This window comes from Streptomyces sp. DI166 (assembly GCF_900091315.1).
Lineage (GTDB): Bacteria > Actinomycetota > Actinomycetes > Streptomycetales > Streptomycetaceae > Streptomyces > Streptomyces fuscus.
Map to the genome: position 1 here is coordinate 13,376 of NZ_FLSP01000100.1, position 16,526 is coordinate 29,901.

Sequence of the window (16,526 nt, forward strand, 5' to 3'; positions counted from 1 at the left end):
CGGGCAAGATCGCGCGCATGGTTTCGGTGGTGCAGAACGTCGCGATCGACTGTGCGGATGCCTACGCGCTGGCTCGGTTCTGGAGCGAGGTGCTCGGCTGTCCCGTGGACCCGGAGAGCGAGCCGGGGGACGCGGAGACGGCGGTGGTACTGCCGGAGGGCCTGCACCTGTACTTCAACCAGGTGCCGGAGCCGAAGACGGTCAAGAACCGGGTCCACCTGTGCCTGCGCCCCGAGACCTCCCGTGAGGAGGAGGTCCAGCGGCTGCTGGACCTCGGAGCCACTCTCGTCGCCGACCGCCGGGAACCCGACGGCACCGGCTGGGCCGTCCTCGCCGACCCGGAGGGCAATGAGTTCTGCGTACTGCGCAGCGCGGCCGAGCGTGCGGCGATGTCTGCACAGGCGGTCGGCCCCAACAACTAGATCGGACCCGGCTGAGTCGGACCCGGCTGAGTCGGACCCGACCTAGCGGTCCACGCCCCAGCGCCAGAGGAGTTCTCCGCCCTCGGGTACCGCTGCCCAGCGGGCCGCGGCCGCGTCCAGGCGGGGGCCCGTCTTCGCCAGGGCGTCCTCGTCGATCGGTGCGCGGCCGATGCCCCTGCCCTCCGTGGGCAGGCCGCTCCAGACCCGGTAGGCCCAGTTCACCGACATCTCGGCGGCCATGACGGCGTCGCCGCCCCGGCGCAGGACCTTCAGCCCGGAACGGCGGTGGCGACCGGGGTTGACGAGTTCGAAGCCCTGGAAGGTGGCACCGCGCGCCATGGCACCCCAGAAGCCGTCGTCGATTCCGAGGGCGGTCTCCACCACGGCGTGGACCAAGTCGTGCGGCATGGTCGGGCCCGTGGGCTGGGCGGGCAGCCTGACGTCGGGCCCCTTGCGGTCGCGGACCAGGAGTTCGTGCTGGTTGTCCGGCAGCTTCCGGAAGGACATCTCCATATCGCGGGTCACGGTATGGCAAAGCGCGCACGCTGCCAATCGATTTTCCGCGGGCCTCGAAGCGGCTCGCCCCGCCCGGTTTTGACCTTGCGAGGGCACAACGCCCCGAAGGACACCCTTCAGCGCGCGATGTCGTAGACCAAGTGCGTCGCGGTGGACGTCGCGAGCACGCTCCGCTGCACCAGCGTGCGTGGCGTCCCGCCGGTGAACAGGGGTGTCCCGGCGCCGAGTACGACGGGCGCGAGGTGCACGGACAGCACGTCGACCAGCCCGGCCTCGACCGCTGAGCGGATGACGGCGCCCCCGCCCATGAGGACGGCGTCGAGGTCGTCGCCGCGGGCCTTCGACGCCGCCTCGGCCAGCTCGCGTGCCGTGGTGACGGCGTCGGCGATGCCGGTGGTCACGAAGGTCCAGTCGAGGTCGGCGGTACGCACCGTCTGGGGCGGTGAGCTGGTGACGACGACGAAGGAGGGCTTGCCGACCTCGCCGGCGCCGTAGCCGACGGTGTCGTCCCAGCCCCCCGGGCCGTCGACCACGTCGAAGAGACGGCGGCCGAGCACGACCGCACCGGAACGTACGGTGCCCTCGCGCAGAACGCGGCGGTCGTCGGGGTCGTCGGAGAACGCCCAGGTGTGCAGGGCCTCGCCGCCGGTGCCCAGGCCGTTGTCCGGGCCGGGGTCGGGCCCGGTGACGAAGCCGTCGAGCGAGACGGAGATATCAGCGATGATGCGTGTCATACCAGGGCAGACTCGATCCACCGCCCGAACCCATCGCTCACCCGGCCGGACGTACTGTCAGTGCCGCGTGCCATGATGCCGACGCGTCTCAGGGGAGGGACGCACTGTGATGAGCACCAAGGGGTGGGCAGTGGGCTCGGGTACGGCACCGGACGGATCGTCCAGGTCGGACGAGGAGTGGGAGCGGTTCCTCCGCGAGTCGGTGGCGGGTGCCGCCGATGCGCCGAAGGAGCCGTCGGCACGGGCACGTGAGGTGGCCCAGCGGCTGCGCTCCGAACCCGACCGGGGCACGGGGGGCTGGCGCAGCTACACACCGGCGCAGCCCAAGCGGCGCACGGGCTGGTACGTCGCCGGCATCGCCGCCGCGCTCATGCTGCTGGTCGTGGCGCTCGCCCCGGGGCGGGTCCTGGACCTGTTCTCCGGCTCCGACTCCACTCCGCTGGCGGCCGAGAGCGGCAAGCCGACCCAGGCTCCGCCCACGGACACGGCCCAACGCCCCACCGCGGACGAGCCGTTCCGCGGCTCACCGGCGGCGCGCTGGGCGAACGGCGCCGACGGGATAACCGTGCCGAAGGCCGAGCCGGTCGGCTGGATGAGCGAGGGGGAGGTCGACAAGGCCCTCGCGCGCACCCGGGACTTCCTCGTGGCGGCCGACCTGGACCGCGGGGTACTGCGCGGGGAGCGGCCCAAGGACGCCATAGCCCTGATCAATCCGCACCAGAAGGACGTCCAGGACCTCCTGGACACCGCCTTCCGGGCACCGAGCGAGGACAACGACCCGCTGCTCCTCTTCACCCGATTCGAGCCGTCCGACACCCGCCTGGTCGGCGACATCGTGAAGACCCGGGGCCGTCTCTCGTACGAGGAGGGCGAGCGCGGCGCGCTCAACGTGACCGCCGACGTCACCTTCGTCTATCCCGTCAGGCCCGCCGACGGCGGCGACGAGATCCTGCGCACGATCGTGCGGCGCGAGCTGGTGGTGAGCTGGGACGACCCCGACAAGGTGATCACCGAGCCGGGCACGTTCTCGATCGTCTCCTACAAGTACGACGTCACCAACGGCGGTTGCGGCGAGTCCACCGGGTACTTCACCCCGCCCTTCGGCACAGAGGGCCGGGCGGACGAGAACAGCGAGGAAATCGACCCGTACGACCGCAGCGGGCCGGTCGCCGAGGGCGCCTCCGACGACGAGAGTTGCCGCCGGGCGACGCGGTCCTAGCGACCCGCCGCCCGCACAGGTGGCCTCACACCTCGGAGAGCTTCGGTTCGTAGAAGATCGCGACGAGCCGGTCGCTGAAGGATTCGGCGGCGCCGCCCTTCCCCCGGGCTCGGTACTCACGGATCGCGGGGTCGGCGAGAGTGAGCACGAGCACCGGGCAGTCCTCGATGTCGTTGGTCCGTTCGGGCTCGCAGCTGCCGACGCCGAACAGGTCGTAGCCGGGGCACAGGGCGGCGGCAGGCAGTTCCACCTCCAGCAGCAACTGCTTCCCGGGCGCGACGCGAAACCTGCCGGAGGCCGGGGCTTCGACCGGCTTCCCCTCGAAACCGCCGTCCACGACGGTCGCGGTCAGTCCGCGGGCGGAGACGCGCAGGCCCTCCCCGTGCGGCCCGTGGACATCGAGGGTGACACGGCCTTCCGGCAGCGGCGCGGGGAGCAACAGGGGCCTGGCGCCCGCGGTTATCGCCGCGTGCACGGTGAAGCGGGCCCCGCCCTCCCTCTTCGAGCCCGGGTCGCGGGCACCGTAACTGGTCAGTACCATCTGCGGGTCGGTGCCGCGCTCCCCTGCCCCGCGCGGCTCCGGTCGCAGTCCGCCGTTCACCCCGCACTGCGAGAGCCGGGCCGTGCCACCACCGGGGAGCGGGGCGTCCCGCAACTGCCCGGCCGGAGCCGCCCGCCGCTGTGTGGACGCGGACTCGTCCTCGTCGACGGTGCCGACGTACGTCAGCAACAACAGACCCACGACGAGGACGCCGAGGATCGTCCAGGACCGTTCGGAGAGGCGGAACACTCAGACCCGCCCTTGCGCTGCGCTCATGATTCGTTCAGCGTGCGCGCCGCCAAGATCGTCACTGTGCCGGCCCCCGGGCGAACGGAGAATTGCCTTGTCCGTCGAACCTAGAACCTCGCAAGGCACCCTCCTCTGGTCCGGGCAACTCGGTCGCCGCCGGGCGGAGTTGCGCCGGGTCGGCGACCGTCGCGTGCTCACCATCGGCGAGCGGCACCTCGTGGTGCGGGCCGACGCCGTGGTGCGGCACCGCGGTGGCTTGCTCGGGCAGCGCATCACCATTGAGCAGCCGGGCGCGGCGACCTTCACGCACCGCTACCGGCTGCCGTGGGTCGCCCAGCTCGCTCCACTGCGGGAGGCGAGCCACGACCGCTGGTCCGCGGAGGCCGACGACCCCGGACTGCGACTCACCGAACTGCTGGGCGGCACCGACGACTGGCGGGACACGGCCAACACGCCCTGAGCCCGTCGAGTCGTCGTCACGCGTCGAGCAGTGCCCTTGCTTCCTTCGCGTTGTGGCCGGCGATGGCACGCATCACCGTGCGGTGCGGGAAGTCGCCGTCCAGGCCAGTGCGCCGTCTGCGACGTCCTCGACCACGGCCGCGTCCAGAAGTTCTCGTCCTCGGCCCAGCTGTAGACGATCACACTCGACGTCCCAGTCCCGGGATCAGTACCGCCGCCACCGCCACGTGCATCAGGGCGAGGGTCAGCCGTGTGCCGCCGTCCATCCCGTCGCCGAGGAACGGCAGGAAGGACACGGCGAGTACGGCGCCCGCCGCGCTGATCCAGACGGTACGGGCGCGTGCTGCCACGAAGCGCTCCAGGACCGCCAGCAGCCCCCAGCCGGCCAGTGAGGCGAGCAGGGCGACGAACACCACGGGGCCCGCGGTGATGTCGAGCGTCTCCTCACCGTCCGCCATCCGCAGCCGGTGCCCCAGCAGCGGGTCCGCGACCAGCCAGACCAGGACTGCGGCCAGGACGGCCAGGGCCGTGGCCGCCAAGCGCCGGGTCCGCGTGCTCACTTGGCGTCCCCCGAGATCGCGCCGTGCAGGAAGACGTCCACCAACTCCTGCGGGGTCAGGTCGGGTTCGTCGTCCGTGCGCGGTTGGGTGAAGAGCAGTCCGATGAAGAGGGCCGCGATCTGCTCCGGCGGTCGGCGCAGGGTCGCCCGCTCGGGCTCCAGCAACTCGGCGAGGGCTTCCCGGATGCGGGCCATCGACTCGTCACGGCCCGCTCCGCGTACCGGTCCGGGGTGCTTGCCCCCGCGATGGCCGAGCGAGCCGAGAATCGCGCCCATCCTGGCCATGTGCGCCTGGAGCGCCTCCGCCGATTCCGCCAGCCGGACCGCGAGCGGCTGGGCCATGTCGATGGCGTGGAGTTCCCGGACCGCGTGCTCGGGTGAGAGCGCCTCCGCCACACAGGCCTGGAGCAACTCGTCCTTGTCGGCGAAGACCCGGAAGATCGTGCCCTCGCCGATGCCCGCGGCGCGGGCGATCTTCGCCGTCGTCACCGCGGAGCCGTACTCGGCGATCAGCGGAATGGCCGTCTGGATGATCATCTGGCGGCGCTGCTCGGGAGCCATGCCGGGGGCGCGACGCCTGGGGGTCTGGTTCTCCTTGGCTGTTGTCATGGGGCGAGCCTACGGAGTGAGTGCTCACTCCGTCAATGAGTGAGCACTCACTCCGCGCTCCGGCTCCTCGCATTCCCTTGCGCCGGGGCTCGTTGTCAGTGGTGCGTCGTAATCTGCCTTGCATGATCCGTCCGGCCGGGCGGGAGGGACGATGACGTGCGGGGGCAAGGGTGCGCAGGCCAGTCGATGGCGAAGTATCCGTTCACTACGGCCAGATCTACGTCGAGAGCGATCCCGACGGCTTCAACATGGATCTCCACGATTCGTTCGCGGGCCAGCAGTCCGGACTGTGCGGAGCGGCGGTCCCCGGCGGCCTCTACCTGCATACCGGGCTGCACACCGGCGACGTCGGCTTCACCGTCGAGATCCACGACGAGGAGCCGCCGCTGGATCCGGCCTGGGAGGACGTCGTGGAGGTGTCCTTCCGGCCCGCTTCGGACAGCAGCTCGCTCATGCAGTGGGGCGGCGAGGCCTACTGGGACCTGGGCCTCGAAGAGATCGACTACCGGGTGCGGTACTGCGCCAAGGGCATGGACGCGGGCAACAAGCTGGACACCCGTATGAAGGAACCCCAACAGGACTGCTACCTCCTTCAGTTCTGGCCCGGCCCTCCGGCGCCGGACCGCATCGTGAAGCAGACCGCCTCCATCGCCGCCTACTGGCACCGCTTCGCCCAGGAGCAGCCGCCCGCCCCCTCCCCCGCCGAACGCGCCGAGGCCGAGCGCCGCGCGCGTGTTGAACAGGAGCGCCAGGAGACGGAGCGCCGACTCGCCTACGAGCGATGGGAGTGGGGCGGTCAACTGCCGAGCGAGGCCCTGCGCACCGTCCGGGCCAATACCTTGGGGCTCCTTCCCTTCGATCCCGCCCTGCTGCACGCCCTCGACGCCGCCGGACCCGGCACCCAGCGGGCCGTCGCCGTGCTGGCGGCCCGCCTCGCCTGCGAGAAGGCCGGGCTCGCCGATCTCGAATGGGTGGCCGCCGGACTCGACGCGCTGTCCGAGGGGCGGCCGCTGCCATCGCCCTTCGACGACTGGGAGGGCATGTGGGAGGCCCTGGCCTCGGATCCGCGCGTCCCGCGCCGCCTCGTGGCCCCTGCCGTGCCGCCCGAACGCGCCCCGTTCGAGCCGCCCAGCGACGACTCCGAGGTTTTCGTCATCGCGGGCCCGGCCGCCGCCCTGGCGAAGTCGTCACAAGCGATCAAGCCCGTCGGGGCCACGAAGGGCCGGCACGCGGTCGTCATCGGCGAGCCCCAGCCGATGTCCCAGCCGCACATGGCCCTTCCGTCGGTGCCGGATGCCGCGTCGAGCGACCCGCTCCAGGCGGTCATCAACGCCGTGTACGCAGCCGTCGTGACTTATGGCGACGACCATCCCACCCTGTTCCGGCAGATATGGGCCGCGTGCGGGCGACCGGCCGCCGGCGATTAATCTATTTGCGTCCGCACGGCTCCCGGACACAATCGGCGGGTGCAGATCTTGTCGTTCCCCGAAGCCGCCACTCCCGCCGACCTGCGTGCGCAGGTGGTTCAGCTCCAGGAGCAGGCCTGGCCGTCCGAGCCCGGCTCGGAGCCTTGCGCTGACGCGCCCACGCACGATCAGGCGCTGCGGCCGCTGTCGATGGTGCTCGTGGACGAGGGGACGGTCCTGGCCGCGCTGGACATCCTGTTCAAGGAGATCGTCCATGGCGGTCGGCGCTTCGCCGCGGGTGGGCTGAGCACGGTGGTGACGAATGAGCGGGCGCGTGGTCGAGGCTACGGCGGGCAGTTGGTGTCGGCGGCGCGGGAGGAGATGCGGGCCCAGGGTCTGGACCTGGGCCTGTTCACCTGCGGCCGCCCGCTCCAGGCGTTCTACGAGCGTGCGGGCTGGCGTGTACTGCCGGGAGCGGTGCTGGTGGGAGGGACGGCGCAGGCCCCCTTCCCGAGCGACCGGCCCGGCTTCGACAAGGTCACGATGGCGGACTTCTTCTCGGCCGCGGGGCGCGCGGCACAGGCGTCGTTCGAGCACACCCGCATCGAGCTCTGGCCGGGGGAGATCGATAAGCTCTGGTGAAGCCCGGCCCCGTCACCCGTGGCATACCCCGGGCCGGTCACTGCCAGCGGTAGAGGTCGCGCAGGAGACAGATCTCGGCGCCGTGGTGGATCAGTTCCCTGTTGACGTGCAGGACGATGCCTTCCATCGGGAACTGTTCCGGGCCCACCTCGGGCGGGTTCTCCAGGTCGGTGTTCGAGAGTGCGCGGACTCCCGCGTGCCAGCGCCCGTACATCTCGTCGAGCTGCTTCAGTGCCTCGTCAGCGGTCCCCGCGTAGGCGAACCCGTCGGATGCGATGTCCTGGCCGCCGAAGTGCCAGCCGACCCGATAGCCCAGGACGGAGACGATCATGTGCGCCATGCGCCAGGCGATCGTGGTCACCGGGGCCGGCACCGGGGCGGGGGACGCGTGGTCCATCGTCCACTCCCCCGAACCCTCGGGCATCGGGGCGGCCGACGTGCCGCGCGGGCGGATGCTCCAGCAGTCGCGCACCGGCTCCCAGAAGTACTCCTCGTCCGTGAGACCGTCCAGCCTGGGCCGCAGGTTCTTCTGCCAGTGCCGGTCCAGTTGGTCGGCGAGCCGTTCGCTTCGTGTCATTTTCGCATCGTACACACAGCGCAGACGCGCACCCGGCCCACCCGTGCCCGTCTCCGCCGTGCGGCGGGGGCGGACCGTGCCTGCGAACGATGCGGGCGGGTAACGGTGTTGGCGACGATCTGGGGTGTCGAAACGTCCAGCCGCCGGAGCCCCGTATGTACAGCAGCGCCCCGCGCCGCCACCCCCGCCGTCGCCGGTCAGTCCAGCAGCCGGTTTCTGACCGCGCGGAGGACTTCCGCGCGGCTGCGCGGGCCGTTGTCGGCGGCGATGAGGTGGTCGCCGATGCGCAGGGAGAAGGTGATCAGGCAGCGGGCCTCGACGTCGTCCGTGTCGCGGCAGAACGCTCCGTAGAGCTGTCGCAGGTAGTCCATGCGCCGGTTGTCGGCCCGTCGGAGGCACGCGGCGACGCTCTCGTCACGCCGGGCCCACTCACGGATGGCCAATTCGACGCCGGCGGCGGTCACCGGGGACGTGGCCGAGCCCACGTAGTCGAAGAGACGGACGAGCCGTTCGCGGGCGTCGCCGCCGTCGCGTTCGATCCGCTCGATGACGTCCTCGGTGACACCGCGCTCCCAGGTGTCCAGCATCTCCGCCAGCAGGGCGGCGCGGTTGCGGAAGTACCCGTAGAAGCCGCCCTTGCTCACGCCGAGCCGCTGGGCGAGGACCTCGACCCGGACGGCCTCGGGGCCGCCCGCGGCCAAGGCCCGCAGCCCCTCCTCGATCCACTTGTCCCGCGGTGTGCGGATCGCGCCCATGCCGTGTCGTCTCCCCTCACAGTCTCCCCTCACAGCCCCGATCAGTATACGGAGCCGTATAGACGGGTCTATGCTCGATCTATACGGCACCGTATAGACAGGAGCCAGCAATGAGTGAACTGCGCCTTCCGCCCGGCGAGCACACCGCACGCCCCTGGCGGATTCATGAGATCGCCCACGACTTCCGGCTGGAGGATGTGTGGGTGCTGCCGACGCCGGGCGGCCCGGACGATCTGCGCCACCTGGTGGAGCAGATGGCGAACGGCAGGCGTGGTCCGGACGGTGGCAGCCGACTGGGCCGGTTCCTGTTCACCGTGCGCTGGAAGCTCGGCGCGCTGCTCGGCTGGGACAAGCCGGGCTCGGGCGTCGGCGGCCGGGTGGCGTCGCTGCGGGACCGTCTGCCGGGCGACCTGCGCGAGGGCGACCGGGGGCCGGACATCGCCGCGGCGCCCTTCACCTCCGTCTTCCAGACCCACGACGAGTGGGCCGCCGAGTGCGCCAACAAGACCATGCACGGGGTGCTGCACGTCGGCTGGGTGCCCGACGGCAACGGCGGCTACCGGGGGCAGATGGCGGTGCTGGTCAAACCCAACGGGCGTTTCGGGGAGCTGTACATGCTGGGTATCAAGCCGTTCCGGTATCTGGGGGTGTACCCGGCCCTGCTGCGCACCATCGGGCAGGAGTGGCGTGCGAACGCGGCGAGCCGGGCGGCGAGTTGAGCCGTCAGCCGCGCAGGTGCAGCCCGAACCCCGTGCGGCCCTCGGCCTCCAGCCCTTCCTTCAGTTGCAGCGAGGGGATCTCGTAGTCGCCGTGGTTCTGTCGCCGGAACGGGATCGGCTCGGTCGATTCCAGGGTGAGCAGGCGCTGTTCCCATGCCTTGGCGAGGTCGGGGTAGTCGTCGGCGGTGATCCGGTCGGCGCTGTGCACGACGAACGGCGGCAGGACCTCCATGCCCGGGTAGAACAGGACGCCGTGGTGGATCGGGAACAGCAGGTCCTCGACGGGACCGTTGATGCCGCGCGAGTCGTAGTGCGGCTCCGGGCCGCCGACGGTCACCGAGAGCAGGGCCCTGCGGCCCGCGAGGGTGCCCTCGCCGAAGCGCTCGCCGTACCTGGTGTCGCTGTGCTCGCCGACGCCGTACGCGAAGTGGTACGTGAACACGCGGTCCACCCAGCCCTTGAGGATCGCGGGCATCGTGTACCACCACAGCGGGAACTGGAGGATGACGGTGTCCGCCCACAGCAGCTTCTCCTGCTCGGCGCGGACGTCGGTGGTGAGTTCTCCGGCGTCGAAGGCCCGGCCCGAGTCCGCGGCGACCTTCAACGGGCTTGAGGCGTAAGGGCCGTAGTCCGTGGCGTCCACGATCGCCTTCCAGTTCATCGCGTACAGATCGCTCACCCGCACCTCGTGCCCGGCGCCGCGCAGCGTGGTCACCGCGAGGTCCTTCAGCGAGCCGTTGAGCGAGCGCGGCTCGGGGTGGGCGTGGACGATCAGGGTCTTCATGGGAACTCCTTCGGATCGGCTGGGCGGTTCCGATCCTGGGCGCCGCGGGGCCCGGTGTTCAGGGGCTCCGCTTCCCACGGACGGGAGTTCCTGGTACTGGCAGGGCCACCTTTCCGCTCTTCCGGCCGGGCAATACTGGAGGCATGGACGATCTCGCGAGCTTCCTGCGGACCCGGAGGGCCCGGGTGGACCCGGCCGCCGTCGGTATCCCCACCGACAGCCGACGGCGGGTGACGGGGCTGCGGCGCGAGGAGGTCGCCCACCTGTCCGGGGTCAGCGTCGACTACTACGTACGCCTGGAGCAGGGCCGCGCGACCCAGCCGTCCGACCAGGTCCTCGACGCCCTCGCCCGCGTCCTCGCCCTCGACCCCATCGAACGCGAGCACCTGAGCCGACTCGCCTGCCAGCGCCGCCGCCCCTCGAAGGCGCCGAGCGGGCGTGTGCGTGCGGAACTGCTGCGCACCCTCGAACTGGTCACGGGCGCCCCCGCGTTGATCGTCGGCCACCGCCTGGACGTCCTCGCCGGGAACCGGCTCGCCGATCTCCTGTACGGCCGACCGGTACCGGGCCTGAACACGGCACGGCACATCTTCCTGGAGGAGGCCGGGCGGGGCCTGTACGCGGACTGGGACACCTGCACCCTCGATGTGGTGGGCCACCTGCGCCTGGCGGCGGGCAAGTACCCGGACGACCCGCGACTGGCCTCCCTCATCGGCGAGTTGGCGATGGGCAGCGAGCGTTTCCGCCGTCTGTGGGCCCGTGCCGACGTCCGCGCCCGGACCCACGGCCGCAAGGCGTACCGGCACCCCCTGGTCGGCCTGCTGGAACTCCACCAGGAGAACTTCGCCCTGCCGGACGACTCGGGCATGGAACTGCTCGTCCTGTCCGCGCTGCCCGGCAGCCCCGCGGAGGACGGCCTGCGCCTGCTGGCGAGCCTGGACACGCCGGACCGCCCCGCACCCGCCGAGCGGAGTGGCGTACGACCGGCGGCGGGCGGAGAATTTTCCCAGGACTAACTTCCCGTCCCGCGGAGGAGCCGTGACGGATCCGCGAACGATCCTGTGGCAGGCGCGCCGGGGCCCCGTGCCGGCGGACTGGCATGTGTTCACCAAGCGGCGCAACAGGCTGACCGGCTTCTTCCGCGGGACCTCGGACGATCCGGACCCGCTCCTGGTGATCACGCCGGACGGCGCCGTCGAGTACATCAACGAGGGCAAGCCACTGGCGACCGTCGACTTCCAGGACGTGGCCGAGGTGAACCTGCGTGTGGCCACCACCGACTCGTCCATGTTCGTCAGTACCTGGCTGGACCTTCGCTACCGGGACGGCAGCAAGGGCAAGTGGCGCTCCTCCGGCTTCGTCAACAGAGTCGAGGCGATCCAGGGCTTCATCGAGGCGTACGGCGCCCACAAGTCCCTGCACGGGCAGCAGCGCGCTCACTGGGCGTAGAAGGTCGCGTCCGCGCGGTCCGTCGAGGTGCTGGGTGTCTGCACGTTGAGCAGGTAGTCGTAGTGGCGGATGTAGCGGCCCGGGTAGTTGTACGACTCGTAGGAGATGCCCGCGGGGTCCGCCAGGCCGGGGTGGGCGGTGAAGGAGGCGTCGGCGCGGAACTGGGACGTGCCGTCGTGCTTCTCCACCCGGAGCTCGAAGTTCTTGTGCCGCAGGTAGTAGCCGGGGAAGTTGGCGGACTCCAGGGAGACCGTGCCGGTGCCGGTGAGGCCGGGGACCGTGCGGAACTGGGAGTCCGCGAGCGGGGAGACATCCGGTTCGAGCCGGGCGCGGTAGTCCCAGTGGCGGATGAACCGGTCGGGGAAGTTGTGGGAGGACAGGCGGACGGGGGTGAGTCCGTCGGCGACGGGGATACCGAAGACGGGGGTACCGTCGGCCTTCCAGTAGATCTTCTGGACGCGGGTGCGGCGGTTGGGGTCGTTGAGGGGGTCGCCGGTGATGTCGCGGTAGCCGCGGTCGTGGTAGACGAGGATGTCCGACTTGCCGTCCTCGGAGACCGTGAACTGGTTGTGGCCGGGGCCGTACTGGCCGGTCGCGGCGTTGCTGGCGAAGACTGGTGTGGGGGTCTTCGCCCAGGACAACGGGTTCAACAGGTCGGCGGAGGCGGAGGCGGTCAGCAGGCCCATGCAGTAGTTGGCGTCCGTGGCGCTGGCCGAGAAGGTCAGGAAGACCTTGCCGCCCCGCTGGATCACGGCCGGGCCCTCGTTGACCCGGTGGCCGACGGTCTCCCAGGCGGCGGTCGGCGTGCTGATGCGGACCGGGGTGCCGGTGATGGTCCAGGGGTTGGACATCCGCGCCAGGTAGAGGTTGGTGCCGCTGCCGACGGCCGGGTCGTTCTGGGCCCAGCACAGGTAGCGGGCGCCGTTGACGACGAACGTGGTGGCGTCCAGCGAGAAGGTGTCCAGCGGCAGTGCGATGCGGCCCCTCTCCGTCCAGGTACCCGTGAGCGGGTCGGCGGCGGCGCACTCCAGGACGTAGGGCCGGATGCGCCAGACGTCGTCCGTGGCGCCCGCGGCGAAGTAGATGTACCACCTGCCGTCGATGGAGTGGATCTCCGGCGCCCAGATGTGGGCGCCCATCTCGCCGCTGGAGTGCCTGGTCCAGATCGTGGTCTCGGCGGCCGACGCGAGCCCCTGGATGGTGGTGGCGCGGCGCAGCACGATGCGGTCGTACGCCGGGACCGTGGCGGTGAAGTAGTAGAAGCCGTCGGTGTGTTTGAGGATGTGCGGGTCCGCGCGCTGTTCGGCGAGGGTGTTGGTGTAGGTGACGGCCGGGGACGCGGGTGCGGCAGCGTGGGCGGTGCCCGCCGTGGCGCCGGTGAGGGTGGCGGCGGCCGTGCCGGCCATCATGCCGAGGACGGTTCTGCGGCCGAGCACTGGTCCCACGAACCCACTCCGTTCGATATCTCGAATGCCATTCGCACTCTCGACCGGACGATAAGGAGTCCCACCCGCACCAGTCAACGCTTCCGACAGCGAAGTGCTCGGGTGCGCACGCCGGTTGGCGTCCGCACCCGAGCAGCGGGGGCATCAGGGGAACGTCAGCTTGAAGCTGTTGATGTAGCCGGTGTCGTACCTCGCCCGGTCCTGCACCCGCAGGCTCCAGGTGCCGTTGGCGGTCTCCGACGAAGCGTTGACCGTGTAGGTGGCCTTGACGTTGTCGGCGGAGTCGGAGGACGAGTACGGCTTCAGGTTGTACACGGTGCCGTCGGGGGCGACCAGGTCGACGACGAGGTCGCCGCGCCAGGTGTGCACGATGTCCACGCCGACGGCGAGGTCACTGGGGGCATTACCCGGGATGCCGGTGACGTTGACGGAGGAGGTCACCGCGGCGCCGTAGTCCGGGATGGTGACATCGGCGGTGTTCTCGAAGACCGTGCCGGTCGGCGGGTTGGTGGTGCCGGAGGACAGGGTCCAGATCGCGTGGGCGATGGCGTCGCTGTTGCGGTCCAGGGCCGTGTCGTTGATGTTCGAGGTCGTGTCGCACGACGAGTGGTAGCAGCGGTCGAAGGAGGTGGTGGTGCCGCCCCACTTCTGCACCTGCGCGGAGGTCTTGGTCCGGCTGGCTCCGGTGAACAGGCCGCCGACGGGTATGCCGACGTTCTTGAACGAGGCGTGGTCGGAGCGGCCGTCGCCCTCGGTCTCGATCTCGGTGGGGACGCCGAGTCCGGCGAAGTAGTCCTTGAAGGTCTTCTCGATCGCCGGGTCGTCGTCGTAGACGAAGTAGCCGGGGTTGGGCGAGCCGATCATGTCGAAGTTCAGGTAGGCGCTGATCTTCGCGCGTTCGGCGGAGGGCAGGTTGTTCACGTAGTACCGGGAGCCGACGAGCCCCAGCTCCTCGGCGCCCCACCAGGCGAACCTGAGGTGCTTGTCGGGCTGGTAGTCGGCCCGTGCGACGGCCAGCGCGTTCTCCAGGACCGCGGCCGAGCCGGAACCGTTGTCGTTGATGCCGGGGCCGGAGGTCACCGAGTCCAGGTGCGCGCCGGCCATGACGATCTGGCTGGTGTCGCCGCCTGGCCAGTCGGCGATCAGGTTGTAGCCGGTGGCGCCGCTTGAGGTGAACTGCTGGATGGTCGTGGTGTAGCCGGCTGCGTCCAGCTTTGCCTTCACGAAGTCGAGGGACGCCCGGTACCCGGCCCTGCCGTGGGCGCGGTTACCGCCGTTGGCGGTGGCGATGGACTGCAGGTCGGCGAGGTGCTGCTTGACGTTGGCGACGGGGATGTCGGGGGCGGCTGCGGCCTGTTGGGCGGAGGCCGTAGGTACGGCCCCGGCGAGCAGCCCGGCGAGGGCGGCTCCGGCCACGATCAGGGCACGCTGACGAGCGGAGTGTCTCATGTGGGGGCTCCGTGATTCCGAACTGAGGATGGGTTGCGGAACGTGCGAAACGTCCCGCTGCGTTGGTGACGCGGGACGCTGGAGCTGTGAGAGGGCTGTGCCAGGTGCGGCGATGCGAGTTGAATGTTCGGTGAATGTTGACTCATCGTCAAGAGCACGTCATGCGGCGGAAGTTGACGCCTGAAGGCGGTAGCGATAATTCCGCTGTCGGCCGTTGTGCCCGTTACCGCGACGGATAACAGAAAGTAACAGTACGGACACACCCCTACACCTGCGCGGCGGAGCGGCGCGAAGATACCCGTCCGCACTCCGCTCAAGGGGGGATCATGCGCATCCACACGCCCGCCGTCACCGCCGTCGCGCTCGTCTGCGCGCTCACCGCCTGCTCCAATGCCGGCGAACAACCGAGCTCCACACCCGAAACCACCCCGAAGGAGGTGTCCCAGAAGGACCGCTCCGCAGCCCAGGCCGCCGCCGGTATTCCGCCCGAGCCGACCGGCGCGGACCGCAAGGCACTCCTCGACGCCCTGGCCTCGGCCGCGCCGGACGTCGTGCGCTACGAGGACGAGGCGATCGCGGCCGCCCGCGACCAGTGCTCGGCCATCAACGGTGAGGCGGGCATGCTCGACTACCTCGCCGCGCGGCGTTTCTCGTACAAGGACGTCACCACCACGGAGGAGCAGGCGGCGGAAATCAACGAAGCGTTGAAGTCCTTGGGCTTCTGCGAGCTCTGATCCGTGCTCCCCCTCCTGGCCCGGGGGAGCCAGGGGGGATCTTGCCCGGCGTCCGCGACGCGGCCGCTAGGCTTCGGCCGGCACGGACATGACGGGGGCGGAACACATGAACTCCGAGAAGACACCGCGTTGGGCATCGGCCCTGGACGCGGTCGTGATCTACGCACAGGGCGCGATGTGCACGCGCCGGGCGGCGGGCTCGGTACCGCCGAACAAGCGGGTCCGGGTCTCCGGCTTGCCGCGCACGATGGACGCGTCGTCCCTGCGCGCCCGAGTGATCGGCGACAGCACCGTACGCGTCACCGAAGTGCGCGTGGACGTGGAGGCCGAGCCGTCCGCCGACGAACCCGCCGACGCCCTGCGCGCGGAGGTCGAGCGGCTGGGCGACGCCTGCGCCGCGCTCGAAGACCGCCGCGACCGGGTGCTCGCGCGCATCAAGGAGGTCGCCGCACTGCGTCCGGTCCCGCCGCAGCGCAAGCGCGAGGACCCGCACCGGCGCACCCCGGCCGAGGCATGGCTGACCCTCGCCGACTTCGTGGACGAGCGCCTGACGGCCCTGCACGCCCGCCTCGCCGAGGTGGAGGCCGAGCTGCGCCGCACCCGGCACGAACTCGACCTCGCCACCGACCGCTTGGTCCGCGGTTCGACCGACGCCCCGGACCTCCACGTCGACACCACGGTCAGCGCCGTCCTGACCCTCGACGGGCCCCCGGAAGAGGTGGAACTGGAGCTGGAGTACGGCGTTCCCGGCGCCGTATGGGTACCGGCCTACCGCCTGGCCTACCGGCAGAACGCCGACTCGGGCAGCCTGGTGCTGCGGGCCTCCGTCGCGCAGCGCACCGGCGAGGACTGGAACGGCGTACGCCTCGCCGTGGCCACCGCCGACCTGCGGCGCCGCACCGATCTGCCGAAGCTGCGCTCGCTGCGCATCGGCCGCCGTCAGCCCGCCCCCGCCCCGTCCGGCTGGCGGGAACCGCCCGCGGGCCTGGCGGACCTGTTCACCGGGTACGACTCGGCGGGCCCGCCCCCGCTGCCGCGTACGGCGCCCCCGCCCGTCACGGTCGGCGCCGGGACCGAGTTCCCCGACCATGGTCGGCGGTGCCGTCTCCATGCCGCTGATGCCGCCGGCCCCGGCGGCGTACGGCGCGCCGGCGCCCCCGCCGCCCGTGTACGACGGCCCCTTTCCTCCGTCACCCCAGCCCTTCGGCGGAGCCCCGGTCCGCCCCGCCGAGCCCGGCGGCGCCCCCGGGCAGGAGGA

20 protein-coding genes are annotated in these 16,526 nt (G+C 70.9%); 10 read left to right on the forward strand and 10 right to left on the reverse strand.

Annotation, left to right across the window (positions count from 1 at the left end; translation table 11 throughout):
- The first annotated feature begins 17 nt into the window (after positions 1-17).
- Complete coding sequence (locus tag GA0115233_RS41320) at positions 18-422, forward strand: VOC family protein (RefSeq protein WP_176712032.1); 405 nt, start codon at positions 18-20, stop codon at positions 420-422.
- A 42-nt stretch (positions 423-464) separates the two neighbouring features.
- Here the strand turns inward: GA0115233_RS41320 and GA0115233_RS33280 are convergent, their stop codons facing one another.
- Entirely contained in the window at positions 465-935 is a 471-nt protein-coding gene (locus GA0115233_RS33280) for a hypothetical protein (RefSeq protein WP_093724061.1), read from the reverse strand.
- Positions 936-1,054: 119 nt separating this feature from the next.
- Entirely contained in the window at positions 1,055-1,672 is a 618-nt protein-coding gene (locus GA0115233_RS33285; RefSeq protein ID WP_093724062.1) for a dihydrofolate reductase family protein, read from the reverse strand.
- Between the two features lie 109 nt (positions 1,673-1,781).
- Between GA0115233_RS33285 and GA0115233_RS33290 the strand changes: the two genes are divergently transcribed.
- Positions 1,782-2,891: a hypothetical protein gene (locus GA0115233_RS33290; protein WP_255310439.1), complete on the forward strand. Its 1,110-nt coding sequence runs from the start codon at positions 1,782-1,784 to the stop codon at positions 2,889-2,891.
- A 25-nt stretch (positions 2,892-2,916) separates the two neighbouring features.
- Here the strand turns inward: GA0115233_RS33290 and GA0115233_RS33295 are convergent, their stop codons facing one another.
- Positions 2,917-3,681 carry a hypothetical protein gene (locus GA0115233_RS33295; protein WP_093724063.1) on the reverse strand — a complete coding sequence of 255 codons (765 nt, stop codon included), beginning with the start codon at positions 3,679-3,681 and terminating at the stop codon, positions 2,917-2,919.
- 94 nt (positions 3,682-3,775) lie between these two features.
- Between GA0115233_RS33295 and GA0115233_RS33300 the strand changes: the two genes are divergently transcribed.
- Positions 3,776-4,141: a hypothetical protein gene (locus GA0115233_RS33300; RefSeq protein ID WP_141689606.1), complete on the forward strand. Its 366-nt coding sequence runs from the start codon at positions 3,776-3,778 to the stop codon at positions 4,139-4,141.
- 178 nt (positions 4,142-4,319) lie between these two features.
- On the opposite strand, the gene GA0115233_RS33305 is transcribed toward GA0115233_RS33300, so the two are convergent.
- Together GA0115233_RS33305 and GA0115233_RS33310 are read right to left on the reverse strand one after the other, a co-directional pair.
- Complete coding sequence (locus tag GA0115233_RS33305; RefSeq protein ID WP_093724065.1) at positions 4,320-4,700, reverse strand: DUF6069 family protein; 381 nt, start codon at positions 4,698-4,700, stop codon at positions 4,320-4,322.
- The gene (locus tag GA0115233_RS33310) at positions 4,697-5,308 is read right to left on the reverse strand and encodes a TetR/AcrR family transcriptional regulator (protein WP_093724066.1); all 612 of its coding nucleotides are present in this window, start codon (positions 5,306-5,308) and stop codon (positions 4,697-4,699) included. Before GA0115233_RS33310 ends, GA0115233_RS33305 begins: the two co-directional genes overlap by 4 nt.
- A gap of 248 nt (positions 5,309-5,556) precedes the next feature.
- On the opposite strand from GA0115233_RS33310, the gene GA0115233_RS33315 reads away from it, so the two are divergent.
- Positions 5,557-6,735: a hypothetical protein gene (locus tag GA0115233_RS33315; RefSeq protein ID WP_255310440.1), complete on the forward strand. Its 1,179-nt coding sequence runs from the start codon at positions 5,557-5,559 to the stop codon at positions 6,733-6,735.
- 39 nt (positions 6,736-6,774) lie between these two features.
- A complete protein-coding gene (locus tag GA0115233_RS33320; protein WP_093724068.1) occupies positions 6,775-7,356 on the forward strand; it encodes a GNAT family N-acetyltransferase in 582 nt (193 codons plus the stop codon).
- A gap of 37 nt (positions 7,357-7,393) precedes the next feature.
- Here GA0115233_RS33320 and GA0115233_RS33325 read toward each other — a convergent pair whose 3' ends face one another.
- On the reverse strand, positions 7,394-7,933 hold the full coding sequence (locus GA0115233_RS33325) for a DinB family protein (protein WP_093724069.1): 540 nt from the start codon (positions 7,931-7,933) through the stop codon (positions 7,394-7,396).
- A 197-nt stretch (positions 7,934-8,130) separates the two neighbouring features.
- Positions 8,131-8,688, reverse strand: coding sequence for a TetR/AcrR family transcriptional regulator (locus GA0115233_RS33330; protein ID WP_093724070.1), 558 nt, complete (start codon positions 8,686-8,688; stop codon positions 8,131-8,133).
- A 110-nt stretch (positions 8,689-8,798) separates the two neighbouring features.
- On the opposite strand from GA0115233_RS33330, the gene GA0115233_RS33335 reads away from it, so the two are divergent.
- Entirely contained in the window at positions 8,799-9,407 is a 609-nt protein-coding gene (locus tag GA0115233_RS33335; protein WP_093724071.1) for a DUF2867 domain-containing protein, read from the forward strand.
- 4 nt (positions 9,408-9,411) lie between these two features.
- On the opposite strand, the gene GA0115233_RS33340 is transcribed toward GA0115233_RS33335, so the two are convergent.
- Positions 9,412-10,191 carry an NAD(P)H-dependent oxidoreductase gene (locus GA0115233_RS33340; protein WP_093724072.1) on the reverse strand — a complete coding sequence of 260 codons (780 nt, stop codon included), beginning with the start codon at positions 10,189-10,191 and terminating at the stop codon, positions 9,412-9,414.
- Between the two features lie 143 nt (positions 10,192-10,334).
- On the opposite strand from GA0115233_RS33340, the gene GA0115233_RS33345 reads away from it, so the two are divergent.
- Positions 10,335-11,207, forward strand: coding sequence for a helix-turn-helix transcriptional regulator (locus tag GA0115233_RS33345; RefSeq protein ID WP_093724073.1), 873 nt, complete (start codon positions 10,335-10,337; stop codon positions 11,205-11,207).
- A gap of 22 nt (positions 11,208-11,229) precedes the next feature.
- Positions 11,230-11,640 carry a hypothetical protein gene (locus GA0115233_RS33350; protein WP_093724074.1) on the forward strand — a complete coding sequence of 137 codons (411 nt, stop codon included), beginning with the start codon at positions 11,230-11,232 and terminating at the stop codon, positions 11,638-11,640.
- On the opposite strand, the gene GA0115233_RS33355 is transcribed toward GA0115233_RS33350, so the two are convergent.
- Both GA0115233_RS33355 and GA0115233_RS33360 read right to left on the reverse strand, forming a co-directional pair.
- Entirely contained in the window at positions 11,628-13,049 is a 1,422-nt protein-coding gene (locus GA0115233_RS33355; RefSeq protein WP_093724078.1) for a family 43 glycosylhydrolase, read from the reverse strand. The two genes, GA0115233_RS33350 and GA0115233_RS33355, sit on opposite strands and share 13 nt — an antisense overlap.
- A gap of 180 nt (positions 13,050-13,229) precedes the next feature.
- Complete coding sequence (locus tag GA0115233_RS33360) at positions 13,230-14,534, reverse strand: M28 family metallopeptidase (protein ID WP_093724075.1); 1,305 nt, start codon at positions 14,532-14,534, stop codon at positions 13,230-13,232.
- Between the two features lie 326 nt (positions 14,535-14,860).
- Here GA0115233_RS33360 and GA0115233_RS33365 point away from each other — a divergent pair, with 326 nt between their 5' ends.
- Both GA0115233_RS33365 and GA0115233_RS33370 read left to right on the forward strand, forming a co-directional pair.
- The gene (locus GA0115233_RS33365) at positions 14,861-15,268 is read left to right on the forward strand and encodes a hypothetical protein (RefSeq protein ID WP_093724076.1); all 408 of its coding nucleotides are present in this window, start codon (positions 14,861-14,863) and stop codon (positions 15,266-15,268) included.
- Between the two features lie 106 nt (positions 15,269-15,374).
- The coding region (locus GA0115233_RS33370) for a DUF4140 domain-containing protein (RefSeq protein WP_141689607.1) at positions 15,375-16,526 on the forward strand (1,152 nt) is incomplete at its 3' end.